The following is a 24,342-nucleotide window of genomic DNA, read 5'->3' as shown; positions in this document are numbered from 1 at the left end:
TTTGTTAAGCTCGGCCCACAATTGAAATCGAAGAAAATCAAAGGATATTCGATGAGCATTAAAGACGATATGGTTGTGCAGTTTAACTACACACTGCGCGACGAGAAAGGTGAAGTGATCGAGACGAACGAAGGTCGTGATCCGATTGCCTATTTACACGGTCATGACAACATGATGCCAGGTGTAGAAAACGCGATAAACGGTAAAGCCATAGGTGAAAAGTTCACTGTGACCTTGCCTGCCGCTGAAACCTACGGTGAGCGTGTAGCTGATGCTGACGCACACCAACGTGTGTCAGTTAAGCATTTACTGGGTGCGACTGTGTGGAAACCAGGCATGACAGCAGTGGTTAATACCGACCAAGGTCAGCGCCAAGTGACTATCGTTAAAATGGGTAAGTTTATGGCGACTGTGGATGTAAACCATCCATTAGCCGGCCGCGAACTGACATTTGATATTGAAGTCGTAGGTGCCCGTGATGCGAGTGATGAAGAAATCGCACACGGTCATGCCCATGGTGCAGGTGGTCATCACCACTAATCTTTAGGTTTCGGGCTCGGCTTCGAACTTGGCTTTATCTGACTCAATGTGAGTTGAGTATAAGTTCAGTATGAGTTGAATGAATCGAGGCTAAAGATTAAATAGCAAAAGCCCAAACCTAGGTTTGGGCTTTTTGTTTTTATGGTGCTAATGGCTTAATGATTGTCGCAACCGCTAATGGCTCCTTATCTCGCTAATGGCTATGTTCATGCTCGAGTGGTTTGTCGGCAAACATCATATCTAGGCTTGCTTGGGTTTGGGGATGGTAGCCGCTGTGAGCCTTGAAATAGACACTCTTGGCCCAGTCGTATTTATCAGAGCTTGCTAGCTTTTGATATAAAGGCACGATTAAGCGCATGCGGCCAATATGGGTTAAGTGTTGTTTTAATGCGGGTAGTACTGCGTAATAGCCATTGTCTAGGGCCAGTGAATACCATGCAAAAGCAATTTCACTGTTGCCAGTGCCCGTAAAATGTAACGCCTTATCTAGCTCGGCAAGTTTGGTTTGATCTAGATTAATCCTTGGCATTTCATTGATGAATCTTAACCACTGGTGGACTGTCCAAGTGCTGGTTTTCAACTCGCTTGCACTGAGTTTACCCTCAAGCCAAGTTTGTCTTTGGGCATCGATATCATCGAAGGCGTGGGAATTGGGCGGCACAAGAAATGACGGTAAACCTTGACCTTCAATCCAAGTATCCACTTCACCTTCACTGACAAGATGTGGATATTTGTTTAATAGATTCAAAGATAAATATTCACGGAATTGCGCCGTAGTAATACTCTGAAATGCAAAATGATTGAAGTAGCTTTTCACAAAAGTGTCGAAGCGTTCACGGCCAAATTTTTGCTCTAAAAATATTAAGAACAACTGGCCTTTTACATAAGGGACACCGCTGAAGGCTTCGTCGGGCGAACGTTTACCGAGATTGAGATGTAGCACTGAATCGGCAGGAGTAAGTTCTGCAAGCTCGGCAAGCAATTCAGAGTAGCCGATGGTTTGCTCCATCAGCGCTCGGTCACGACCATAGAGATCTTCCATGATGCGGTTCTCAACATAGGTCGTAAAACCTTCATTAAGCCAGAGATCGCGCCAAGTGGCGTTGGTCACTAAATTACCTGACCACGAGTGCGCAAGTTCGTGGGCGATGAGGCTCACTAAGCTTTTATCACCCGCGATCACTGTGGGTGTAATAAAAGACAAACGCGGGTTTTCCATGCCGCCAAAGGGGAAACTTGGTGGCAAGATAAGCAAGTCATAACGTCCCCAAGGGTAATCGCCATAACGTTTAGCCGCGATTTTGATCATTTCTGGCGTGTCGGCAAATTCTTTGCTCGCTTTGTCGAGGATCTCTGGCTCAGCCCAAATGCCCGAGATGTTATCTAAGGGAGCAAACTTTAAATGTCCGGCCGCAATGGCAATCAAATAAGCTGGAATAGCCTGCGGCATAGTGAATTGGGTCTGAGTGCTCGACAGGGTTTTGCGATCGGCACTCATGACCACAGTGATGGCTTTATCGGCAGTAATTGTGGCGCTATAGGTTTGGCGAACGGCTGGCGTATCTTGCAGTGGGATCCAACTGCGAGCATGAATCGCCTGACTCTGACTGAACATAAAAGGCAACTGTTTACCTTGGGTTTGCTCTGGAGTTAACCATTGAATACCAGACGGATTATTCGATGTGTGGTAATTGATTTTGACCTTTTGACTATTTTCATCAGCAAGTTTGATGGTTAGCGCGGCGCCTTTTACAGCGTCCGCTTTGGCTAACGTGAAGGGTACGCTTTGCCATTTCCCCGCTGTATTTAAAGCACTTACGCTGTTAATCGTCAGATCTCGAGTATCTAAGATGAGTTCTTTCCCCGCCTTATGCCAAGCTAAATCGAGGGTGGCTTCACCGGATAAGCGGTTTTGCTTAAAATCAACTACAAGGGCTAGTTCCAAATGACTCACGCTGACTTCAGTGTAATTGGCGTAGGTCAGTGCATCTTGGTTCTGCTGCGTATCAGCTTGTACAACAGTGGCAGTAGGCTCAGTGGTTAAGGTATTTGGAGTGCTATTGGCATAAGCGCAGGGAATTAGTTGCAGGGCAAAGACTAGGGTGCTGTAAAGGACGGTTCGGCAAAGTGAAAGCATTATTTATAGTAGCCTAATGATGAAGTATGTTAGTTCGAGTTTGGGGTGATAAGACCATCAATTCAGCTTGGTTTTCTGTTAACCCACTCTATTAGCGCAAAAGTTTACCTGATAATTCACTGGATTTGTTATCTCACTGTTAGCTCAAATGTAATCAAACTTTAATGGCTTGGATGCTGGTCAGGAAATGCCATCGGTAAAAGAGCATAAGTTTGCTATGATGACGGCGTTTTCACATAGGGCGGTTATCAAAATGGTGTTAGATTTTTCGCAGGGTAAGTTAATCGTTACTGAGTTCGAGGTTCAAGTGCGCCTCAACGTTGCCAGTATCGTACTGCAAGCGAGTGCTGAGGATATCGGCTTGAGACGTCAGCCTCCTATGCTGATCGCCGATGGTGGCGGTGTACGTTGGAGCTTAGTATTGGACTCAAATGCTCAGTTACGTGCGATTCAAGATGTGCTGGGCATGGATGCTGAATAACCTGTGCCCGAGTGGTGATGAGTGTTTAACGTATAGATTTATCATCATTTTTTAGTTGATGAGTGTTTAATATCGAATTGGGAATTTTTAGTATGTCAGTTTCTCTTGAGCGTATTGTTGTCGAACCTAAGACTCCTGCTACGGCTGTGGTTATTTGGTTACATGGATTAGGGGATTCGGGGGCCGGATTTGCTCCCGTAGTGCCTGCATTAGGCTTACCTGTAGATCATGCTATTCGATTTATTTTTCCCCATGCACCAGAGCAAGCCGTGACCATTAATGGTGGCTACGTTATGCGCGCTTGGTACGATATTAAAAGCATGGATTTGCATGATAGAGCCGATATGCAAGGCGTGCTTGAGTCGGAAAAAAGGGTTGCCGCATTAATTAATGAACAAATCGCGGCGGGTATTGCGAGCCAACGTATCGTATTAGCGGGATTCAGTCAGGGTGGAGTAATGAGTTTATTCTCTGGACTGCGTTTCCCTGAGCCACTTGCAGGGATTATGGCGTTGTCTTGCTATTTGCCGACGGGCGATGTGTTACCCGCTGAATTAAGTGCGGCGAATCGCAATACACCCATATTACAGCAACACGGTCTACAGGATGATGTTGTACCATTATCCGCTGGAATGTTAGCAAAAGAAGCCTTAACGGCGGGCGGCTATCATGTTACGTGGCAGACTTATCCAATGCCTCATTCTGTCATTCCTGAACAATTGAAAGCGATTTCTAAATGGTTATTACAGCGATTTGAAATGTAGACAAGTCTAATTGCTGATAAAAACAGCATGCGGTAAGTTGAGGTTTACCCATGCTTGTTTTTTTAAAGGAACAATCGCGATGTTTTTTCATATTTCCTAAGTTATTTATAACAAACGATTAAAATCCATTTATTCCATTTTTATTTTGTATTCTGTAAATATATAAAAATCAGTCATTCAGCTTATTTTTTATATGAAACAAATCCTTCTTAAAATGCCCGCCAAATTTCATATAAATGTCAAGTTTTTAATAAAAATGACACAATTTATCTTTATTATTTGCTATTATCCGTGACGCTGAACTTGATGGAGTTCACGGCAATCTTTCTATGATAAAATAATTAAAATCAAGGGGTTGATGTAATGAGACATATGCTTATTAAAGGATTAGTTGCAACTGCTGTTCTCGCTGCACTTGCGGGTTGTAATAATAGTGATGACGATAAAGTTCCAACAACGTGTGCTGAAGCGGGAAGTGCTTGTAAAACGTTTACCGTTTTACATACCAATGACAACCATGGCCGTTTCTGGGAAAACAGTGATGGTGAATACGGTTTAGCCGCTCAGAAAACTCTGGTTGATCAAATTCGTGCAGAAGTGAGTAAGAATGGCAGTCAAACCTTATTATTATCTGGTGGTGATATTAATACGGGTGTACCAGAATCTGATCTTCAAGATGCCATACCAGACTTTACGGGCATGAATAAAATTGGTTATGACGCCATGGCTGTTGGTAACCATGAGTTTGACAATCCGTTATCAGTACTTGATATGCAGCGTCGCCTTGCTGAATTCCCTATGTTAGCGGCGAACATTTACCGTAAAAATGCCGATGGTACTCTTGGTGAGCGTTACTTTGATGCCTATAAAGTATTTGACGTTAATGGTCTTAAAGTTGCTGTTATTGGTTTAACGACAGAAGACACTGCTAAGATTGGTAACCCAGAATACATTAGCGATCTAACATTCACCGATCCCAAGGTGGAAGTTGCTAAAGTGATTAAAGAAATTAAAGATGCCAAAGCGGCAGATATCATTTTCGCTACCACGCACATGGGTCATTACGCGGATGGTAAAAATGGTAGTAATGCCCCTGGCGATGTAGCTATGGCTCGCGCATTGAAAGAAGGGGATTTGCAAGTTGTTATCGGTGGTCATTCACAGAATCCAGTGTGTATGGAACCGGGAACTGACAACAAAGCCTATGCAGCCTTTAAGCCTGGTGATGCATGTGCACCTGATAAACAAAATGGCACTTGGATCATGCAAGCCCATGAATGGGGTAAATATGTTGGCCGTGCAGATTTTGAATACTTTAACGGTGAACTCCATCTAGCGAGCTACAAGCTTGTCCCTGTGAATATGCGCAAACTGGATGATGCTGGTAAGAAAACTGCTGACTTAGCTGGCACTAAAATTGAACCGGATTCAGAGTTAAAAGAGCTGCTTTCTTACTATCAAGAGAAAGGTCAAGCTAAGTTAGACGAAGTCATTGCGACAACGGATGCCCTGTTAGATGGTGAGCGTGCAAACGTGCGTAATAAGCAAACTAACTTAGGCCGTATGTTAGCGATGGCACAAAGTGCTAAAGTGACTGCTGATTTTGGTGTAATGAACTCAGGTGGTGTACGTGCATCTATCCAACCAGGCAACATTAGTTACCGTGACGTGCTGACTGTTCAGCCATTTGGTAATATGGTTACCCTTAACGAAATGACGGGTACTGAAGTTGCGGCTTATTTAGGCGCTGTCGGCAGTCTTCAAGTTGGTTCTGGTGGTTATGCACAAATCACTGGTGTGAAAATGACCATTGACTGTGTGGCTAAAACAGCCAACATCAGCGACATCGGTGGCAAGGATTTTAGCCCAACAGCCACTTATAAGTTCACTGTACCTAGCTTTAATGCTGCGGGTGGTGACGGTTATCCTAAACTAACCAGCCCAATTCAAACGGGCTTTGTTGATGCTGATTTACTCTATTCTTTCTTGAAAGAGAAACAAGTGATTAAAGCTGCTGACTACAATCCTGTAGGCGATATTGTTTATGAGAACTCAAAAAGTGTTGAAGGTTGCCAACTTTAAGTAATCAATCATTACTCAGTGTTTCAATATTAATGCCACTCAAATGAGTGGCATTTTTTATGGTTAATTAATATTGAACTAAGTGTGAATTAATATCCAGCGTTTTATTTTTGATACACTTTGATTCATTTGTGGTGTGAGTTTCTCGGTATTCTTTTAGTTAACAATTAAGATTTATTGTATCAAATTAAATATTTAATATATTCAACAGGTCTGTATTGCTTAACCCCATGATGTATATCCGGATATCTTATATTAAAGTTGATTTATTTTGTGTCAATTTGTTTTAATTTGAGATTAATTGTTTTTAATGGTTGACTTAGATGTTGCGCATTAACATTATCCCTACAGCGAAATAGAGTTCGCTTGCCAAATATAAAAATAACAAACATAGGGTTTTATTTACCTCAAGGAGAGATTAATGCGCTATTTAAGTTTAACGGCCAAAGCTGTTCGTACTAGTTTAATTACAGTGACGACAAGCAGTGTGGTTTTTTCTGGAATAGGCTTTTCTGCAACGGTAAATGCGGCAGAAGAAAATGCGAAAGTTGAACGCATTGAAGTGACGGGTTCTCGTATTAAACAAGTTGATATGGAAACTGTTTCACCCGTGACTGTCATTAATGCTGCGGATATTGCCATGACGGGTGAAAAAACCGTTGCTGACGTATTGAATAACTCTGCGATAAACAGCTTTGGTTCTTGGCGTGGTATTTCTGGCTATGGATCAGGAGCAAGCTCAACCAGTGATGTCAATTTACGTGGTTTAGGAGCGTCTGCGACATTAGTGTTATTAGATGGACGCCGTATGCCGGGCACGAGTTCGAGCTCTGGCTCTGTGGCCGATACATCTTCTATCCCTATGGCTATCGTGGAGCGTATTGAAATCCTGCGCGATGGCGCCTCGGCAGTATATGGTTCCGATGCGGTTGCGGGCGTGATAAACATTATCACTAAGAAGGAGTTTGAAGGGTTTCAGCTTGATTACAGCACTGAGCAGCCAAGTGTTGAAGGAGGCGATGCCAACCGTTTATCACTTGCAACGGGCTTTAATACTGATAAAGGCAATATCACGCTAACCTATGAATATTATGATACTAAAGCGGTAATGGATCGTGATATTTGGCGAATGGACGATTCAAGTTATAACGCATATAGTGGATATAGCTCAGTACCAAACGGTAAATATGGACCAGGCAACGGTAGCTGGTATAGTAATTCAGATATATGTGAAAAAACGGAAAATACCATAGACTCAGGTGATGGTCGTTGTTTATATAATCATGGTAATGTCACTAAGTTATTTGGCGATCAAACCCGTAATTCGCTGTTATCTAATTTCTCCTATGAGATTTCAGAGAATATAAAATTCCGAGGCCGTGCTTCTGCTTCGTTAGCAGAAACTGAAACCCGTTATGCGGGTACGCCAGTATCAACGAATACCCCTGTGATGAGTGCCGATAATAAGTTTAATCCAGTTGGCGAAGAATTAGTGATTTCTATGCGAGGCGCGCAACTTGGCGAGCGAGATACATTAACTGAAACCAACAACTTTGATATTCTAGGTGGCTTTGTTGGTACAATAGATTCAGGGAATGGTATCGACTGGGAATTAAATGCCCAGCACGCAACATCGACGACAAATAGTTTTAACTATAATTTACTCAATGACGATATTATTCAGCAAGAAATTGATTCAGAGCAATATGATATTTTCAATACCTCTGGCATGAGTTATGAGCAGTGGGATCAACAGATGACAGATCTGTATCGTAAAGCTGCGCATACTGGGGTTTATCAGGGCAAATTTGAAAGTACTCAATTGGATGGTCTTGCTTCGACCTTACTGCTCGATGACGGTGATCTTTCGGTCGCTATGGTCGGTGGTCTTGAATATGAAATGATCAAGTTTAAGCAAACCAGTGATCCAGAATCGGCCGCGGGTATTATCTCCGGCGGTTCGGGTGGTGATGATGTGGATGCCACACGTGACCGTAGCGCCGCTTATTTGGAACTCCAAGTAGGCTTACCTGCCAATGTTGAGTTTTCTGCCGCAGTACGTTATGAGCGCTATGAGCAGGAAGGAACTCTCACAGGGCCTCAGGGGGAAGTCGTTAATTCATCGACCTTCGATGCCGTAGTGCCTAAGTTTGGTTTAAGCTGGCGTCCTATAGACACATTATTACTGCGTGCTAGCTATGGTGACTCATTCCGCGCGCCGAATATGAGCGAAATGTTCTCGTCTCAATCCTTGAGTTTTGAGAAGGGTGTTGATTCTTTATGGTGTAATGAACCTGGTAACGTGGATGCCATTTATTGCGCGACTAATAATCAACATAAAACCTGGTATGGAGGAAATCCTGATCTAGAGGCAGAAGAGGGCAACTCGTTAACCTTTGGCGGCGTTTGGAATGTTACTGACGCATGGAACTTGGAGTTATCTTATTACTCAATCACCTACGACAACAAAATTGAGTCGATTGATGTAGATGATATCCTGCGCGATGAAATCAAGAATGGATCGTCTCCCTATGTGACCCGTGGTCCAGATGGCAAGATTGAGTATATTGAAGCGGGAGTTCGTAACTTAGCCACAGTTGAGACCTCAGGTATCGATTTTGTAACAGCTTATAACTTAGAAACAGGCTTTGGTGATTTCAATTTCAAACTGGATTTGACTCACGTGCTTGATTTTAAGAAGCAGGATAATGCCGAATCAGAGATGATCGACTACGCAGGAACGACAGACTCACCCGATTGGCGCGGCAACTTTGCGACCAGTTGGAAATACGATGATTTCTCTGCCGCATGGACAGTCGTCTATATTGGTAGTCAATCAGCAAGTTATTTCAACGAGTTAGAAAAAACTGACCGTTATGTCGATTACGATAATTACTTTAAACACAATATCCAATTTGGTTATACCCATGCATATAACGGCTCTATAACAGTAGGGGTGAATAATGTGTTTGATGCTGAAACACCAAACTATTACACCTACGCCGATTATCGCGATGTGAATGTGGGTTTATATGATGTGTTAGGTAGAACGTATTACCTGAGAATAAACCAGAAGTTTTAGGTTGTCCGCCCTCCCTGGATAACTCAAACCTCCGCTTGCGGAGGTTTTTTTGCTTATTTTTTCCTGCTTTTCAGGTTGCTTACCGGATATCGGATCAGCGCTATTAATGTGTGAGGCGCAGCTCGTGGCGATGTTCGTGTTGATAATGCTCGGCGCAGGAGGCGCAGCGTTGTTCTGTGGGATCTAGGTTTAAGCGTTCTGTTTCGATTTCTGCCTCACAATCCGAGCAAAGACCGTAGAGGCCTAAGTCGAGCTGACAAAAGGCGGCATCAAGTTTATTCAGCTGGCAAAATAGCGGGTGTTCAGCCAGTGGTGTCTGAGCCAATTTATCAATTAATTCTGCCAGACTCAGGCTAGCGTAATGCTCCCCTATGGCTTCGAGGAACAGAGGGAGCGCGCCTATTTCTTTCCTTAGATTAGCTTCAAGCTCTGACAATTCATGTCTGATATGGGTGGTGCTCACGTAAAATCGCCTATTTCATTTGACTCTAGGCGTCCAGTCTAATAGTTCCACTATCAACGACTATGATAAAGATCAAGTATCTGCCACATTTTCGGTTTTTTAGCCGTTAAAAATCGAAAAAGTACTTCATTCTTATCGCATTATATGTGCTACGGCAAAAGCCCTTTTATCACATATATCGTTGCGATTATTCGTCGCATAAGTTCCGTTGCGCTGTTTCTAATACGCGGACAATTTCTTCCGTTGTTTTAAAGACTCGCAGTTCCCTAAACAAGGTATCGGCTTCGGGATATTGACGGTTGAGATAGGTAAACCACTGTTTGATCCGGGCTGGATAATAGTCACTTTTACGGCCATTGAGTTCCCTTTGGGTATAACTGAGCATGAGCCCTAAGGTTTGCGCCCAAGTATAAGGAGTGGCTCCTGTCTTGATAGTATCAGCCAAGTTCGGCAATGAAATTGCCCCGCGGCCGATCATGATACTGTCGCAGCCCGTGACCTCGATACAACGCTTAGCATCGTCACTGTTCCAAATTTCACCGTTGGCGATCACCGGGATCGGCAAACGTTTGCGCACTTCGGTGATGTATTCCCAGTAGGCTGGCGGTCTGTAACCGTCGACTTTACTGCGCGCATGGATGGCAAGTTCAGTTGCACCGGCTTCATACACAGCAATGGCGTTTTCCATAAACAGTGACTTATCTTCGTAGCCCAAACGTATTTTGGCCGTTACGGCATGCTCTTTTGGTACTGCTTGACGCATGGCTTTGACAATATCGTGCACACTCTCAGGATATTGCAATAATACGGCGCCACCTTTACTGCGGTTAACAATTTTTGCTGGACAGCCAAAGTTTGCATCAACACCGTGTGAGCCTAGCTCAATGGCACGCAGGGCATTTTCGCCCATACATTGGGGTTCTTGACCAAGCAATTGTACTCGTACTGGCGTACCTGAAGGGGTGTTGCCGTTGTTGAGCAGTTCAGGACACAGTTTGAGAAAGACCTTTTCAGGCAGCAGTTGGTCTACCACTCGCACAAATTCGGTGACGAGCAAATCGTAGGGATTGATGGTCGATAGGATGTCACGCATCAAAGCGTCTACTACGCCTTCCATTGGAGCCAAAATCACACGCACTGCAGTAAACCCATATCTGTTGCAAAGGGCGAGCATTCTACCTTATCAGCCCTAAGTTACAAAGTGGCCTTGTGAAGGAGGATGAATAGGTACGCCAATAAATAAAATCCAAGCTAAACTGATTGTCCTAGCAGGATATTTTTACCATTTCTGTGACTTAGTGATATTTTTTGCAATAGAATCGAAATAAGGCAGGTCTTTTGTTGTAAGCCAGCTACTTAAACTGTTGTTGGTCATTATTACTCAATAAACAAGAAGGGATTATTTATGAATTCAGTTAAAAAAACAGCAGTTGCAGTAGCGTTAGGTTCAGTTGTGATGAGTTCAGCTTTTGCTGTCAATGCACAAACTAACCCATTTGGTTTTGAAGCTATGGATGCGGGCTATCAAATTGTCGGTTCAGAAGGCAAATGTGGTGAAGCCAAATGCGGCGCAGACATGAAGAAAGCCGCCGCTGAAAAAGCCAAAGAAGGTAAGTGTGGTGAGGCTAAATGCGGTGCTGAGATGAAAAAAGCGGCTGCAGATAAAGCTCATGAGGGGAAATGTGGCGAAGCGAAATGCGGTGCTGACATGAAGAAAGCCGCTGATAAGGCCCATGAAGGTAAGTGTGGTGAAGCAAAATGTGGCGCTGATATGAAGAAAACCGCCGAAAAAGTGGATGCTAAAGTCGAAGCCGTTAAAAAAGAAGTGAAGTAAAGCGGGTTTGTTTTATCCCTGCAGTTATTGGGATAATTGAGCCTAAAGAGGCCAGCCAGCGCTGGTCTCTTGTGTTTTATTCTTAAGCGATTACAGGTTAGCATTCGTGAGGTTCTATGAATGATCAAAAAAATACGACACAGGTAGGGCTGGGATTAAGACGAGAAATACTCAGTGAATTTTGTTTACAGGTGCCTGATGCTATTAATTTTTTTGAAGTGGCACCTGAGAATTGGATGACCTTAGGTGGTAAATTTGGCCGCCAATTTCGTGAGTTGACTGAGCAACATACTTTCTACTGCCACGGTTTGAGTTTATCCATTGGTAGCCCTGAACCTTTAGATCTCGCGTTTGTAAAAAATATCAAAACCTTTATGGATTTACATCAAATCCAAGTCTATTCCGAACATTTAAGTTATTGCTCAGGGCAAGGTCACTTATATGATTTAATGCCTATCCCTTTTACCGACGCTGCGGTGAAGCATGTGGCGGCGCGGGTCAAGCAAGTAGAAGATATTCTAGAGCGGCCGCTTATTTTAGAAAATGTGTCTTTTTATGCCGCTCCAGGTGCGCAAATGACAGAACTTGAATTCGTTAATGCCGTGCTGCAAGAAGCCGATTGTAAACTGCTACTGGATGTGAACAACATCTATGTGAACTCGATAAACCATCAATACGATGCCGATGCCTTTTTACAGGCCATGCCGACGGAGCGCATCGCCTATTTGCATATTGCTGGGCACTACAAACAAGCTGAAGATCTGCTCATTGATACCCATGGCGCCGCCATTAACGATCCCGTCTGGACATTATTACAGCGCTGTTATGCTTTGCATGGGGTAAAACCGACTTTGCTTGAGCGTGACTTTAATTTGCCGACAACCGCTGAATTGTTGCTCGAGATAAATCAAATTCACGGTTATCAAATGGCGGCGTCCAGCTCCCATGCCCAAAATAGTGCTCATGCCGTAAAGAGGATCGCCTAATGGATTTTAAGCAAGTGCAGCAATCCTTTATCGATTATATCCGCGATCCATCTTCGCCATTGCCCGTGGATACTGATTTCCGGCGTATGCAGGTTTACCGCGAGTTATTTTTTAATAATGTGCTGGGATTTGTGTCGAACGGCTTCCCCGTGCTGAAAAGTTTGTATTCTGAGGAGGATTGGCTGACTTTGGTGCAGCGTTTTTTCAGTCAACATGATTGCCAATCGCCCATCTTTATCGATATCGCGGGTGAGTTTTTAGATTTTTTACAGCAGGAATATCAGCCCACGGCAAATGATCCTGTTTTTATGCTCGAATTAGCGCACTATGAATGGCTGGAGTTGGCCGTTGCGGTCGCACAGGCGAGTGGGGATGAATCTCAACTTAGCCTAGCGCAAATGTCGACGCAGGCTTTATGTTTGTCGCAGACGGCGAGGGTGGCGCAGTATCATTTTGAGGTGCAGCACATTCGTCAGGATTATTGGCCGCAGCAACGACTCGATACGCCAGTGTTTTTTTGTCTCTATCAAGATGCCGATTGTGAAGTGTGCTTCTTACAGTTAAATCCCTTAAGCGCGCAGGTGCTGGCATTTCTTCAAGCTCAAGGCCAAGCGGGTTTTAAAGAGATAGTTGATTGGTTAACAATCACTTACCCTCAAATGGCGCCAGAGATTATTGAGCAAGGTTGTATGCAGTTACTCGAGCAATTAGCGGCCAAAGGGATAGTGCGCGGACGTCAGTCTTAAGGTTGGGTTTATTGCCGAAATAAATGCAATAACCCTACATTTAGAGGGTTTTTATTAATTTGACAAACCGCTACAATGTCGGCCGTTTTGTGATCTCAATCACTGTACGATTCCTGCGCACTTATACTTGCACATACTAGAGGAGCTGTAATGAGTAGTCAGCCGTTTAAAGACCCATTTAATTTTTTGTATTTTATTGGTTTTATTTTAGTTTTACTGTTGCCGACTCTGCCAGCAAGTCTGTCTTGGTTAAAGCATTTAGGTTTAATTTAAGCGAGCGTTAATCTCTAGCGCGTAGCCTATTGGCCACTCTTCGAGTGGCTTTTGTTTTTCCGATAAAGGGCATTTAAACCTATGGTATTAAAGCGTGGATTATTTTTACTGTTAGGCTTAACCGCTTTAGTCTTAGGTTTAGTCGGTATCGTGCTACCGATATTACCGACCGTGCCTTTTATCTTGCTTGCTGCCTTCTGCTTTGCCCGCTCGAGTGAACGTTTACACCATTGGTTGATGACACATCCCTGGTTTGCCGATGCCTTAACCCAGTGGCAAGAGCAGCGAGCAATGCGTACGGGATTGAAACGCAAAGCCATGATAGTTAGCGCACTCAGTTTTAGTGTCAGTATTATTGTGGTCCCTATCCTTTGGGTAAAAGGTCTGCTGTTTGTCATGGCGTTGATCCTACTTTGGTATCTTAAAGGTATACCTGAAATAGAGGGATGATTGAGTGATTGAATGGGCTCAAGTGCTGTGACTGAAAGTTTAGTCGTGTTCTTGTTGAGGCGATTTAACTGAGAGCCAACAGGGTTTGATCTAAGGCACAAATTGATAACCTTTCCATCACTTGTGCATTGTGATTGTTGCAACTAAAACTAAAGCGGCATAAGCTTTGTCCGACTTTCGACAATGCGTCCACCCAGTGTGGACGTTTTGTTTTATACCGCCACCGCTAGGTTGGTGAATTGATTAAGTAACTTATTAAGCAAATATGATGGCTATGAATACAGAAACCTTATCCTTGATAAAGCAAAGCATTAAAACGATTCCTAATTATCCTAAGGAAGGGATTTTATTTCGAGATGTCACCAGTTTGCTTGAGAATGCAGCAGCCTATAAAGCGACCATCGACTTGTTAGTTGAACATTATCGTGGTCAAGGCTTTACCAAAATTGTGGGCACTGAAGCCCGTGGTTTCTTATTTGGTGCACCGTTGGCTTTGGAATTGGGTATCGGTTTTGTACCTGTGCGTAAACCGGGTAAATTACCGCGTGCGACTATCAGCCAAAGCTATGAACTGGAATACGGTCACGATAGCCTAGAAATTCATACTGATGCGATTAATCCAAATGACAAAGTGCTCGTTGTTGACGATTTACTCGCCACTGGCGGTACTATCGAAGCAACCGTTAAACTCATTCGCCAACTCGGCGGTGAAGTTAAACATGCGGCCTTTGTGATCTCATTACCTGATTTAGGCGGTGAAGCCCGTTTAACCGCATTAGGGCTTGAGTTGGTTAAACTTTGTGAGTTTGAAGGCGAATAAATCTGCAGCTAAAGGCGCCTTGGGATAGTTTGATGGCATGTCAAATCATGGCATGTTATCTTTCAAAGTTCTCGGGGCGCATGCTCCCGCTTTTGTATCACATACTCTGGGGAGTTCCATGTCATATCAGGTGTTAGCCAGAAAATGGCGCCCTGCCACATTTGATCAAATGGTTGGCCAAAGCCATGTTTTGCATGCCTTGACCAATGCGTTAAGCCAGCAGCGCTTACACCATGCTTACCTGTTTACGGGAACGCGCGGTGTCGGTAAAACCAGTTTAGCGCGACTCTTTGCCAAAGGCTTAAACTGTGAACAAGGTGTGACAGCGACTCCCTGCGGTGTTTGCGGCAGTTGTATGGAAATCGCCCAAGGTCGTTTTGTCGATTTGATTGAAGTCGATGCCGCATCTCGCACTAAGGTCGATGATACCCGTGAGCTGTTAGACAATGTGCAGTATCGTCCGACCCGTGGCCGTTTTAAGGTTTATCTCATCGACGAAGTGCACATGCTGTCGCGCAGCAGTTTTAACGCACTGCTAAAAACCTTAGAAGAACCCCCCGAGCACGTTAAATTTCTTTTGGCGACAACCGATCCACAGAAACTGCCCGTGACTGTGTTATCCCGTTGTTTGCAATTCAATTTAAAAAGCCTTACCCAAGGCGAAATTGGCACTCAGCTCAATCATATCTTGACCCAAGAGCAGTTTCCCTTTGATGCTGAAGCCTTAAAGCTTCTTGCCAAAGCCGCCAATGGCAGTATGCGTGATGCCTTGAGTTTGACCGATCAAGCGATCGCCTTTGGTGGCGGCAATGTGATGCTCACTCAAGTGCAAACTATGCTGGGCAGTATTGATGAGCAGCATGTAGTTGCCTTGCTTAAAGCCTTAACCGATGCCGATATTGGTGTGTTAATGCATACCTGTGCCCAAGTGCTCGCGTACGGCGCAGATGCCCAAGAAGTGCTACGCAGTTTACTTGAGTTGTTACATCAAATTACCTTGACCCAATTTGCCCCCGCTTGCGCGCAGCAATCCTTGTATAGCGCACAAATTCGCGCCTTTGCCGAACAGCTTAAGCCGGAACAAGTGCAGCTTTATTATCAGATTTTATTAACAGGCCGCAAAGACTTACCCCATGCACCGGATCCTAAATCGGGTCTTGAGATGGCGCTATTACGCGCTGTGGCGTTTGTGCCGGAAAAGCCAGTAAAGCGCTGGCAGCCTGATGCTGTCGCTGAGATCAGTTTACCCGCAGGGCAAATACCAGTTGCGGCAACTGCTGCAGCGCAAGCTCTTGATGTAAATGAACAACAGTTTGCTGAAACACATACTGCTGAATCACATACAGCTGAAAAAAAAACAGCATTAATTGAGCCTGCCGATACCGCAGAGCAGGCACTTGATGCTGAGCTCAAAGCGGATGCGGCATTAATTGTCGAACAGGCGGTGATTCTAAGTCAGGCGCAGAGTCAGGGATTTAACGCTGGCAGCTTAAACGTTGAGATAGTGAATGCTGAGGTCGAGCCACAAACTCAAACAGTATCAACCGCTCAAGCGTCTCTTATACACACTTCAGAATCTGTTGCTGGTATCGAGGTATCGGTCGCTAGTATTGATACTCAGAATATTCAAGGAATTGAATTAGTCACAACAGCTTCCGAACCGAGTCTAGTGAATACGGCAGAGCCTGAAACTGCTGTCAATTCAACAGTTGTTGAGTGTGGTGACAGTGTAGATAAAGCTCTTTTTGATAAAGACCTTGCTGCAGAGAACATCTTCGATAACAACATCGATAACAACGCGTTTGAGCTAGGGCATGATGCTAATCGCATTCATGGAAATGAAGCTGAGCATTCATATTCAGCGATGGAGGATTATGCCCTAGAGTCAGCTCCACTTGATTCCTATCAAGACGTTTATGCTGATTTTTCCTCTGGCGCTTATAATGATGATAACTTTAACCATGGCTTTGATTCGAAAGAGGCTATAAATTCTGTTGATGTTCAAAGTTCTGTAGGTGTTTCAAACGCTGCAGGCATGCAAGCTTCTGCTGATCGTCAGTCAGCACCTGTGGCTCAAGTCTTCACTCAATCACAGACCTCAGTATCAGATTCAATACAAGACCAAGCGCTACAACAAGCCGCTTCTGCATCCTTAGCCGATGATGATATTCTCTCAGCTGTGTTGGCGGCGCGGGATTCACTGTTATCGGATCTTGACGCCTTAAGTGCTAAGGACGGTGATGAAAAAAAGTCGTCATTGGACTCAAAACTTAAGACGCCAAACACTAAATCACATGGTGTAACCTTACCTAAATCGGTTACTAAAATTGAAGCGAGTCAGCCAAGTGTGGCATTTTCTGTTGATCCAGCATCTGATTTAGACCCTGATTTAGCGATAGATTTTGATGATGACTTCGACTTAGATCTTGAGCCTATCGATTTGCACCAAGCAGTATCTTCAGTCGTCATCTCAACTGGAATTGTCTCTGAGAAGCCTGTCAAACCGTCCGCTGCAGATGATCGTCCGCCTTGGGAGGCAGCGCCTGAAGCTGAATCTATCGAAGTGACGCAAGTCGATAGCAATAAGACTGACAGTGTTCAGCCGGTGAGCGCGCAAGCTGCTGATATAAAGAATGTTCAAGCCAGTCATGCTCAAGAGCTTTTAGGCGTGAGTTACGCACCTAATCATGCACAAGATGACACTCTATCCCTGAGTGACGGGCAGGTCGCAGCATCAAGTTTGAAGTCGGAAATACTTCAAAATCAGGCTGTACGTCAAGAAGAAATACCCGCCTCAGAGTTTGCTTTGGCTAGCACAACAGCACTGACAAATGCGTCAAATACAGTGGAACACACGCAGGAGACACAAGTCGCGCTCAGTTCGACTCAACCTATTAGCGGTCATCCATTAGATTTACATTGGTACAAGTTGATGGCGAGCTTAGAGATCGGCGGGCGAGTGCGGCAACTGGCGGTTAATTCTGTCTGCCAAACCTTGAGCGATCCTTTGCCGTTGCTGCTTAAACCAAACCAGAAGCATCTAGCGGCCGATGTTGCCATAGTGCAGCTTGAGCAAGCCTTAACTACCGCGCTCGGGAACCCAAGACGGGTACAAGTGGTCATAGGAATCGATGAACAGCGGGAAACGCCCTTAGAGTTACGTAAGCGTTTCCACCAAGAGTTGCTGCAACAAGCGCATCAATCATTGATTCATGATGACAATGTGCAATGGTTGATCCAACGTATGGGCGCCGAACTCGATGCCGATAGTCTAGTATATCCGCCAGAGTTGTTGAATTTACGCAGTCAGCAAATACAAGCGTTACCTGAGTTAACTGAGGCTGCGAGTTAGCCATTATTGGCGAGTCTTTGGGTAAAATTTTCATCGTTAATTTGTAACGCTGTGGTTTAAATTTAGGCTTCGAGTGCATATTTATAGTGATGCTGCTGAGAAACTCTGCATCGAGATCATAAGTTTATTAACAAGATAACGGCATTGATTGCCAATCCCATTTATTTAAGTAAGATTAGCCGCGTTAATGCTTGCGACTAACCCTAATAGAAGAGAAATGACTATGTTTGGAAAAGGCGGTATGGGCAATTTGATGAAACAGGCCCAGATGATGCAAGAAAAAATGGCCAAAATGCAGGAAGAAATCGCCCGTATGGAAATGGTGGGTGAATCTGGTGCTGGTTTGGTGAAAGTGACTATGACAGGCGCGCACACAGTGCGTAAAGTCGAAATCGACCCAAGTCTGATGGAAGACGACAAAGAAATGCTGGAAGATTTGATTGCTGCGGCCTGTAATGACGCTGCTCGTCGAATCGAAGAAAACCAAAAAACTAAAATGGCCGAAGTCACTGGTGGTATGCAATTACCTCCAGGCATGAAAATGCCATTTTAATTGAGATAGCCGATGAAATTTAGTCCACTGTTAGATGAGTTAATTCAGTCCCTGCGTTGTTTACCTGGGGTTGGGCCTAAATCGGCACAACGTATGGCGTTTCAGTTACTCGAGCGTGACAGAAAAGCAGGGCTTAAATTAGCCAGTGCGCTGTCCAGTGCTATGAGTGACGTCGGTCATTGTCAGTCTTGCCGAACCTACACTGAAGAAACCCTCTGTCCGATTTGTGCTAGCCATAAACGCGGCACGTCTTCCACCATCTGTGTGGTGGAAACGCCGGCCGATGTGTTAGCCATTGAGGCGGGTGGACATTTCACTGGTCGCTACTTTGTGCTTTTAGGTCATTTATCGCCACTCGATGGCGTGGGGCCAGAAGAGTTAGGCTTAGCGTTACTCGAGCGCCACTTGGCTTCGGGTGATGTTGCCGAGTTGATTTTAGCGACCAATCCGACGGTAGAAGGCGAGGCCACAGCGCATTTTATTGCTGATATGGCCAGACGCCATAAGGTGATGATCAGTCGCATCGCCCACGGCGTACCCGTTGGTGGAGAGCTTGAATACGTGGATAGCACAACGTTAGCCTTGTCATTTAATGGTCGTTTACCGCTCTAATTAAACAGTTTATATTAGATCCATACTATTGATTGTATTGGATTAATTGAAGGTTGAAGTATTCAACTCGATTATCACCTTAGTGCCTGAATCTTATAAACCCGCCAAGATCCTATCTTGAGCGGGTTTTTATTTGCCCAGAGTTGCAACCTAGGTGTTGAGGCTGGGTTATGGAGACAGGGCGGTGGTTGATTCAATTCCTATATTGATTGATATCTATATAAAATCCAGGTTTATCAATAGTTTTTTAAATTTCATACTTGTCTTATGTGAACTTCATCCGTAAAGTCGGTTTAATAATAATCGGGTTGAGTTGCATAATCACAGTGATCCACAGCATGCCTAAGTCAATTCGTTGGGCTTAGACCTGTGTGCTTAGCTTTGTGTACGTTGAATTGGTCACGTCTTTTTTATTTGAAAACCAGAGAGGGGACTCATTGGGAAATATTACGATTAGGCATGCAGAGAAGAGTGACGCTGCAGCCATTCAAGCAGTATATGCCTGTCCAAATGCCTATGCCGGTACCTTGCAATTACCTTTGCCATCGACCGATAAATGGGAGGCGCGTCTTGCAGCAACATCGAATCATGTTCATCGTTATGTCGCAGAGATTGAAGGTGAAATTGTCGGTGAGTTGGGTTTTGAAGTGTATGAGCAACCTCGCCGTAGGCATGTTGCCTCCTTTGGTATGGGTGTAAAAGACAGTTGGCAAGGCCGCGGTGTAGGCAGTGCCTTGATTAACGCGATGCTTGAGCTTACCGATAAATGGATGAATATAAAACGAATTGAATTAACGGTTTATACCGATAATCATGCCGCCATTGGTCTATATAAAAAGTTTGGCTTTGTAATGGAAGGTGAGTCGAAAGATTTTGCTTTTAGAAATGGTGAGTTTGTCAGTGTGTATCATATGGCGCGGTTAAAATAGCATGCTGATCTCGGTGCTATTTTAGCTGTTGCTTAAGGCGCTCACTCTAAGAACGAACTTTAAATACGCACTCCAAGTACTAACTTTAAGAATTTGTTCTAAGCGCTCAATTTAAGAACTTACTTCAAGATCTCACTTTACGAACCGAGATCTTGGAATAGTATTAAGCGCTCATTTTCAGAGCTCGCTTTAGGTGTTAAGTGTATGTCTATCTCAACTTTTAAGGATAAAAATGGGACTCATTTTATTGCCGCTGCTTATACTTTGGTTGGGTGTCGGTATTTATGCCATACGTATCGGCTATCAAGTATTGGCTAGGGCTTCTCAATTAAGCTATGCACTCAGTATTTGTACTCTCGCTATAGTGGCATTACTGCTTTATCTCTATTTCGGTTTCGCTCAATTTAAGGAAAATAAAGAGTTGTGGGCGTTCGAAATCTAGATGTTTTTTGCCGCGAATAAGTTCGCTTTTGGTGTCATGGTCCTTGGTTTATTACTGCACTGGTTCGGTCAAGGTGTTCTGACTTCCGCTTATTTGAAACCTCTACCTTTCATCATGATTTTCACCGTTTCCTTTGGTGCTATGGCAGGAGTCATATTGTCCGACACTTTTATGGCGAAATTTGACATCCAAAAAATGCATTGATGTCAGCTGAACAGTTTAAATCTTATTTTGGACGCTGTTGTTGAAGATGATTTGAACTGATGGCTTTCATCGGTTGTTTATAGGTCGTTGAATCCGATGAGCTACCATGGTGATCTGGTTAGGATTTTACAGAGGGTTATTACGAATTTTAGATACAAAAAAACCAGCTTGTGCTGGTTATTTTTCTCTTTCACAAAGAGAATTGGTTGCGGGAGCCGGATTTGAACCGACGACCTTCGGGTTATGAGCCCGACGAGCTACCATGCTGCTCCATCCCGCGTCCGATTGTTGCTGTTAATAACTGTTTTAATTCTGTCATCTAAGAATTGGTTGCGGTAGCCTGTTTTGAACTGACTACCTTCGCCTGTTGTTTATAAGGAGTTGAGCCCGATAAGCTGTTTCTCGTTATAAGCACATATATAAAGTGGTTGCGGGAGCCGGATTTGAACCGACGACCTTCGGGTTATGAGCCCGACGAGCTACCATGCTGCTCCATCCCGCGTCCGATTACTGCTGTTAATAACTGTTTTAATTCTGTCATCTAAGAATTGGTTGCGGAAGCCGGGTTGCTAATGTTAAATCAGCGACTACCTTCGCCTGTTGCTTATAAGGAGTTGAGGCTAATAAGCTGTTTCTCTTTATAAACACATGTAGAAAGTGGTTGCGGGAGCCGGATTTGAACCGACGACCTTCGGGTTATGAGCCCGACGAGCTACCATGCTGCTCCATCCCGCGTCCGATTGTTGCTGTTAATAACTATTTTAATTCTGTCATCTAAGAATTGGTTGCAAGAGTCGCATTTGAACTGACTACCTTCGCCTGTTGTTTATAAGGAGTTGGGCCCGATAAGCTGTTTCTCGTTATAAACACATATAGAAAGTGGTTGCGGGAGCCGGATTTGAACCGACGACCTTCGGGTTATGAGCCCGACGAGCTACCATGCTGCTCCATCCCGCGTCCGTCTTCAAAGCGGGGCAGACTATAACGGCAGCGCCTTGGCATTGCAAGGACGAAGATCGAAAAAGGTGGTGAACGCTTAAATATAAAGCGGAGTGGGGGGCTTTCATACAATTTAAACATAAGTTAGGGATTTTTCGTTGATTATCTTAAGTCGAGGATGAGACTAAATGGGGTTTCGACTAATAACTGTTTATCTTTTATGTATTCGAGCAGGTATAATGTCGCTTTGATTTTGACTGCGTACTGATTATCCCATGCTTAATTTTTTTGCCGCCGCCCCTAAGGGCTTTGAATATAGCTTAGCCCAAGAGCTGACAGAATTTGGTGCGACTGAAGTAAAAGAGAGTGTTGCTGGTGTGTATTTCACTGCCCCCTTAGCTTTAGCGTATCGGATTACTTTATGGACACGTTTAGCCAGCCGTATCGTGTTGGTTATCTATAAAGGTAGCTGCGAGTCGGCAGAGCAACTTTATAATGCCGCCTATTGTGTCGATTGGCCGGCGCATTTTTCCAATAAAAGCACTTTTAGTATCGATTTTCATGGTACGGGTGGTTTTATCAATAATACCCAGTTCGGCGCACTCAAGATTAAAGACGCGGTTGTGGATAGATTCCGGGACGATGACGTTGAGCGCCCAAATGTGTCACGCGTCGATGCTGACTTTAAAGTTGATGCCCATTTTCGTAATGGCGTAATCACGATTGCGATGAACTTCTCTGGTCCATCACTGCATCAACGTGGCTATCGTTCTACTACTGGTGAAGCACCACTGAAAGAAAACTTAGCCGCCAACATGTTAGTACGCAGTGGCTGGCAAGCAGCGCCTTCGACCTTGCTCGATCCTTTCTGTGGTAGTGGAACTGTGCTGATTGAAGCGGCTTTAATGGCGGCCGATATTGCCCCAGGCTTACAGCGTAGCCGTTTTGGGTTTGAACATTGGCGTCGTCATGATAAAGCTGTGTGGCAAGAAATCGTTGAAGAAGCGAAAGCGCGTGCCTCATTAGGCGTGAAACGTTGCGAGATTAAATTCTACGGCTCAGATATCGATTCTCGCTTAGTTGCGTTAGCCAAACGTAATGCCGAAAATGCCGGTGTACTCGAGTTAATTGAGTTTCAAGTTGCAGATGCGTTGACGATAACACCGCCTGCAGAAAGTGGATATTTGATCACTAACCCACCTTATGGTGAACGTTTAGGCAATGTGTCTGAGTTATTGCAGCTTTACTATCAGCTAGGCGACAAGTTTAAGAAAGAATTTGGCGGCTGGAAAGTGGCCATGCTGTGTAGTGATATCGAGCTGGTATCATCACTTAAGCTTAAAGCCGACAAACAGATGAAGATGTTCAACGGCGCCCTAGAATGTGCCTTTAACATTTATACCTTGCATGCGACCAGTACACGTCGCGATACACCAGTGCTGCCAGACGGCGTCGACATTGCCGATATCGCCCCTGCTTTTGCTAACCGCATTAAGAAAAATGCCAAGTTATTAGAGAAATGGGCCAAGAAAGAAGGCATCGACAGCTATCGTATTTATGATGCCGACATTCCTGAATATAACGTCGCAGTAGATAAATACTTAGATTACGTGATTATTCAAGAATATATGGCGCCAGCAACTATACCTGAAGCCGTAACCAAGCGTCGTTTAAGCGATGTTTTGTTAGCACTGCCGTCGGCCATTGGTATCAATCCGAATAAGATGATCATGAAGACGCGTGAGCGTCAAAAGGGCACGAGTCAGTATCAAAAGCTGGATGAGCGTAAGTTAGAGCTTATCACTACCGAATATGGCGCTAAGTTCAAACTGAACTTAACCGGTTATTTGGATACAGGTTTATTCCTCGATCACAGATTGACACGCCGTTTAGTCGGTCAAAAATCTAAGGGACGCCGGGTACTTAACCTGTTCTCTTACACAGGTTCTGCTTCTGTGCATGCGGCGCTTGGTGGGGCTAAATCGGTGACGACGGTGGATATGTCAAATACCTATATTGCTTGGGCGAAGGACAACTTTGCACTCAATGGACTGCAAGGTAAGCAGTATGAGTTTGTTCAATCTGACTGCATGCAGTGGATCCGTGATTGCCGTGAAAAGTACGATCTGATTTTTATCGATCCGCCGACCTTCTCAAATTCTAAGCGTATGGAAGATTCATTCGATGTGCAGAGAGACCATGTGAACTTACTGGCATCCTTAGTGAAACTGCTCAGCCCAACAGGCGAGCTAGTGTTCTCTAATAATAAACGTAAGTTTAAGATGGACATAGAGGCACTGACAAAGATGAACATTAATGTGAAGAACATTGATGACGTGACTTTGCCTATGGACTACAAACGTAATCCACATATCCATAATACCTGGCTTATCACCCATGCCTGAGTTGACTCAAGCAGAATTAGATAACAGGCATTATCTGCTATATCACACAGAGGGATGTCATCTGTGTGAACTGGCCGCGGCCTTACTGGACGCGGCTGACATTGGCTATCGGGCCATAGATATTTGTGACGATGAATACCTCGCGCAGCGTTATGGCGTATCGATCCCTGTGCTTAAAGCTTGGGATGGTAGAGAATTACATTGGCCATTTAACGCAACGCAATTACAAGAGTTTACAGGAGCTTAGT

General features: G+C 44.3%; 21 protein-coding genes and 4 tRNA genes. 18 read left to right on the top strand and 7 right to left on the bottom strand.

What is annotated here, in order from left to right:
• The first annotated feature begins 51 nt into the window (after positions 1 to 51).
• Positions 52 to 540 (top strand): peptidylprolyl isomerase, encoded by a 489-nt coding sequence (locus tag L5M17_RS16455; protein ID WP_105252202.1) that lies wholly within the window; start codon positions 52 to 54, stop codon positions 538 to 540.
• A 193-nt stretch (positions 541 to 733) separates the two neighbouring features.
• Here L5M17_RS16455 and L5M17_RS16450 read toward each other — a convergent pair whose 3' ends face one another.
• Complete coding sequence (locus tag L5M17_RS16450) at positions 734 to 2,677, bottom strand: M1 family metallopeptidase (protein ID WP_263148539.1); 1,944 nt, start codon at positions 2,675 to 2,677, stop codon at positions 734 to 736.
• A 253-nt stretch (positions 2,678 to 2,930) separates the two neighbouring features.
• Here L5M17_RS16450 and L5M17_RS16445 point away from each other — a divergent pair, with 253 nt between their 5' ends.
• The 4 genes from L5M17_RS16445 (at position 2,931) to L5M17_RS16430 (ending at position 9,086) form a co-directional block, all read left to right on the top strand.
• Complete coding sequence (locus L5M17_RS16445) at positions 2,931 to 3,158, top strand: DUF3389 family protein (RefSeq protein WP_006082094.1); 228 nt, start codon at positions 2,931 to 2,933, stop codon at positions 3,156 to 3,158.
• 92 nt (positions 3,159 to 3,250) lie between these two features.
• The gene (locus L5M17_RS16440; RefSeq protein WP_219255626.1) at positions 3,251 to 3,922 is read left to right on the top strand and encodes an alpha/beta hydrolase; all 672 of its coding nucleotides are present in this window, start codon (positions 3,251 to 3,253) and stop codon (positions 3,920 to 3,922) included.
• Positions 3,923 to 4,285: 363 nt separating this feature from the next.
• Positions 4,286 to 6,004 (top strand): bifunctional UDP-sugar hydrolase/5'-nucleotidase UshA, encoded by a 1,719-nt coding sequence (ushA, locus tag L5M17_RS16435; RefSeq protein ID WP_105252205.1) that lies wholly within the window; start codon positions 4,286 to 4,288, stop codon positions 6,002 to 6,004.
• 421 nt (positions 6,005 to 6,425) lie between these two features.
• Positions 6,426 to 9,086 carry a TonB-dependent receptor gene (locus L5M17_RS16430; protein ID WP_263148536.1) on the top strand — a complete coding sequence of 887 codons (2,661 nt, stop codon included), beginning with the start codon at positions 6,426 to 6,428 and terminating at the stop codon, positions 9,084 to 9,086.
• A 103-nt stretch (positions 9,087 to 9,189) separates the two neighbouring features.
• Here the strand turns inward: L5M17_RS16430 and L5M17_RS16425 are convergent, their stop codons facing one another.
• A complete protein-coding gene (locus L5M17_RS16425; protein ID WP_263148534.1) occupies positions 9,190 to 9,549 on the bottom strand; it encodes a TraR/DksA C4-type zinc finger protein in 360 nt (119 codons plus the stop codon).
• A 187-nt stretch (positions 9,550 to 9,736) separates the two neighbouring features.
• Positions 9,737 to 10,687, bottom strand: coding sequence for a tRNA-dihydrouridine synthase (locus tag L5M17_RS16420; protein WP_105253104.1), 951 nt, complete (start codon positions 10,685 to 10,687; stop codon positions 9,737 to 9,739).
• Positions 10,688 to 10,954: 267 nt separating this feature from the next.
• Between L5M17_RS16420 and L5M17_RS16415 the strand changes: the two genes are divergently transcribed.
• The 11 genes from L5M17_RS16415 (at position 10,955) to L5M17_RS16365 (ending at position 20,546) form a co-directional block, all read left to right on the top strand.
• Positions 10,955 to 11,383: a hypothetical protein gene (locus L5M17_RS16415; protein WP_028759624.1), complete on the top strand. Its 429-nt coding sequence runs from the start codon at positions 10,955 to 10,957 to the stop codon at positions 11,381 to 11,383.
• Between the two features lie 116 nt (positions 11,384 to 11,499).
• Positions 11,500 to 12,369, top strand: a complete 870-nt coding sequence (locus L5M17_RS16410) for a DUF692 domain-containing protein (RefSeq protein WP_263148532.1) — start codon at positions 11,500 to 11,502, stop codon at positions 12,367 to 12,369.
• Entirely contained in the window at positions 12,369 to 13,115 is a 747-nt protein-coding gene (locus L5M17_RS16405; RefSeq protein WP_263148530.1) for a DUF2063 domain-containing protein, read from the top strand. Before L5M17_RS16410 ends, L5M17_RS16405 begins: the two co-directional genes overlap by 1 nt.
• Before the next feature lie 150 nt (positions 13,116 to 13,265).
• Entirely contained in the window at positions 13,266 to 13,388 is a 123-nt protein-coding gene (locus L5M17_RS16400; protein ID WP_006082086.1) for a hypothetical protein, read from the top strand.
• Between the two features lie 81 nt (positions 13,389 to 13,469).
• Positions 13,470 to 13,838: a YbaN family protein gene (locus L5M17_RS16395; RefSeq protein ID WP_263148529.1), complete on the top strand. Its 369-nt coding sequence runs from the start codon at positions 13,470 to 13,472 to the stop codon at positions 13,836 to 13,838.
• A gap of 268 nt (positions 13,839 to 14,106) precedes the next feature.
• Entirely contained in the window at positions 14,107 to 14,658 is a 552-nt protein-coding gene (gene apt / locus L5M17_RS16390; RefSeq protein WP_263148526.1) for an adenine phosphoribosyltransferase, read from the top strand.
• Between the two features lie 37 nt (positions 14,659 to 14,695).
• On the top strand, positions 14,696 to 18,010 hold the full coding sequence (dnaX, locus tag L5M17_RS16385) for a DNA polymerase III subunit gamma/tau (RefSeq protein ID WP_263148524.1): 3,315 nt from the start codon (positions 14,696 to 14,698) through the stop codon (positions 18,008 to 18,010).
• Between the two features lie 223 nt (positions 18,011 to 18,233).
• Entirely contained in the window at positions 18,234 to 18,563 is a 330-nt protein-coding gene (locus L5M17_RS16380) for a YbaB/EbfC family nucleoid-associated protein (RefSeq protein ID WP_028759630.1), read from the top strand.
• 12 nt (positions 18,564 to 18,575) lie between these two features.
• A complete protein-coding gene (gene recR / locus L5M17_RS16375; protein ID WP_006082081.1) occupies positions 18,576 to 19,175 on the top strand; it encodes a recombination mediator RecR in 600 nt (199 codons plus the stop codon).
• A gap of 437 nt (positions 19,176 to 19,612) precedes the next feature.
• On the top strand, positions 19,613 to 20,104 hold the full coding sequence (locus L5M17_RS16370; protein WP_113940894.1) for a GNAT family N-acetyltransferase: 492 nt from the start codon (positions 19,613 to 19,615) through the stop codon (positions 20,102 to 20,104).
• A gap of 232 nt (positions 20,105 to 20,336) precedes the next feature.
• The gene (locus tag L5M17_RS16365; protein ID WP_263148521.1) at positions 20,337 to 20,546 is read left to right on the top strand and encodes a hypothetical protein; all 210 of its coding nucleotides are present in this window, start codon (positions 20,337 to 20,339) and stop codon (positions 20,544 to 20,546) included.
• A gap of 407 nt (positions 20,547 to 20,953) precedes the next feature.
• Here the strand turns inward: L5M17_RS16365 and L5M17_RS16360 are convergent.
• The 4 genes from L5M17_RS16360 to L5M17_RS16345 form a co-directional block, all read right to left on the bottom strand.
• A tRNA-Met gene (locus L5M17_RS16360) sits at positions 20,954 to 21,030 on the bottom strand.
• Between the two features lie 145 nt (positions 21,031 to 21,175).
• Positions 21,176 to 21,252: transfer RNA gene (locus L5M17_RS16355), tRNA-Met, on the bottom strand.
• Positions 21,253 to 21,408: 156 nt separating this feature from the next.
• Positions 21,409 to 21,485: transfer RNA gene (locus tag L5M17_RS16350), tRNA-Met, on the bottom strand.
• Between the two features lie 145 nt (positions 21,486 to 21,630).
• A tRNA-Met gene (locus tag L5M17_RS16345) sits at positions 21,631 to 21,707 on the bottom strand.
• Positions 21,708 to 21,964: 257 nt separating this feature from the next.
• On the opposite strand from L5M17_RS16345, the gene rlmKL reads away from it, so the two are divergent.
• Both rlmKL and L5M17_RS16335 read left to right on the top strand, forming a co-directional pair.
• The gene (gene rlmKL / locus L5M17_RS16340; RefSeq protein WP_263148520.1) at positions 21,965 to 24,094 is read left to right on the top strand and encodes a bifunctional 23S rRNA (guanine(2069)-N(7))-methyltransferase RlmK/23S rRNA (guanine(2445)-N(2))-methyltransferase RlmL; all 2,130 of its coding nucleotides are present in this window, start codon (positions 21,965 to 21,967) and stop codon (positions 24,092 to 24,094) included.
• Complete coding sequence (locus L5M17_RS16335) at positions 24,087 to 24,341, top strand: glutaredoxin family protein (RefSeq protein ID WP_168827464.1); 255 nt, start codon at positions 24,087 to 24,089, stop codon at positions 24,339 to 24,341. The genes rlmKL and L5M17_RS16335 overlap by 8 nt, the downstream gene beginning before the upstream one ends.
• The last annotated feature ends 1 nt before the right edge of the window (position 24,342 follow it).

This window comes from Shewanella sp. SW24, assembly GCF_025653395.1.
Taxonomy (GTDB): Bacteria; Pseudomonadota; Gammaproteobacteria; order Enterobacterales; family Shewanellaceae; genus Shewanella; species Shewanella oncorhynchi.
Note: the sequence above shows the minus strand (reverse complement) of the source record. Positions and strands in the feature narration are given on the sequence as shown.

Excerpts from the sequence above, each read along its gene's own strand:
- L5M17_RS16455 (WP_105252202.1), top strand. The coding sequence starts at position 52 with ATGAGCATTAAAGACGATATGGTTGTGCAGTTTAACTACACACTGCGC.
- L5M17_RS16450 (WP_263148539.1), bottom strand. The coding sequence starts at position 2,677 with ATGCTTTCACTTTGCCGAACCGTCCTTTACAGCACCCTAGTCTTTGCC.
- L5M17_RS16445 (WP_006082094.1), top strand. The coding sequence starts at position 2,931 with ATGGTGTTAGATTTTTCGCAGGGTAAGTTAATCGTTACTGAGTTCGAG.
- L5M17_RS16440 (WP_219255626.1), top strand. The coding sequence starts at position 3,251 with ATGTCAGTTTCTCTTGAGCGTATTGTTGTCGAACCTAAGACTCCTGCT.
- ushA (WP_105252205.1), top strand. The coding sequence starts at position 4,286 with ATGAGACATATGCTTATTAAAGGATTAGTTGCAACTGCTGTTCTCGCT.
- L5M17_RS16430 (WP_263148536.1), top strand. The coding sequence starts at position 6,426 with ATGCGCTATTTAAGTTTAACGGCCAAAGCTGTTCGTACTAGTTTAATT.
- L5M17_RS16415 (WP_028759624.1), top strand. The coding sequence starts at position 10,955 with ATGAATTCAGTTAAAAAAACAGCAGTTGCAGTAGCGTTAGGTTCAGTT.
- L5M17_RS16410 (WP_263148532.1), top strand. The coding sequence starts at position 11,500 with ATGAATGATCAAAAAAATACGACACAGGTAGGGCTGGGATTAAGACGA.
- L5M17_RS16405 (WP_263148530.1), top strand. The coding sequence starts at position 12,369 with ATGGATTTTAAGCAAGTGCAGCAATCCTTTATCGATTATATCCGCGAT.
- L5M17_RS16400 (WP_006082086.1), top strand. The coding sequence starts at position 13,266 with ATGAGTAGTCAGCCGTTTAAAGACCCATTTAATTTTTTGTATTTTATT.
- L5M17_RS16395 (WP_263148529.1), top strand. The coding sequence starts at position 13,470 with ATGGTATTAAAGCGTGGATTATTTTTACTGTTAGGCTTAACCGCTTTA.
- apt (WP_263148526.1), top strand. The coding sequence starts at position 14,107 with ATGGCTATGAATACAGAAACCTTATCCTTGATAAAGCAAAGCATTAAA.
- dnaX (WP_263148524.1), top strand. The coding sequence starts at position 14,696 with ATGTCAAATCATGGCATGTTATCTTTCAAAGTTCTCGGGGCGCATGCT.
- L5M17_RS16380 (WP_028759630.1), top strand. The coding sequence starts at position 18,234 with ATGTTTGGAAAAGGCGGTATGGGCAATTTGATGAAACAGGCCCAGATG.
- recR (WP_006082081.1), top strand. The coding sequence starts at position 18,576 with ATGAAATTTAGTCCACTGTTAGATGAGTTAATTCAGTCCCTGCGTTGT.
- L5M17_RS16365 (WP_263148521.1), top strand. The coding sequence starts at position 20,337 with ATGGGACTCATTTTATTGCCGCTGCTTATACTTTGGTTGGGTGTCGGT.
- rlmKL (WP_263148520.1), top strand. The coding sequence starts at position 21,965 with ATGCTTAATTTTTTTGCCGCCGCCCCTAAGGGCTTTGAATATAGCTTA.
- L5M17_RS16335 (WP_168827464.1), top strand. The coding sequence starts at position 24,087 with ATGCCTGAGTTGACTCAAGCAGAATTAGATAACAGGCATTATCTGCTA.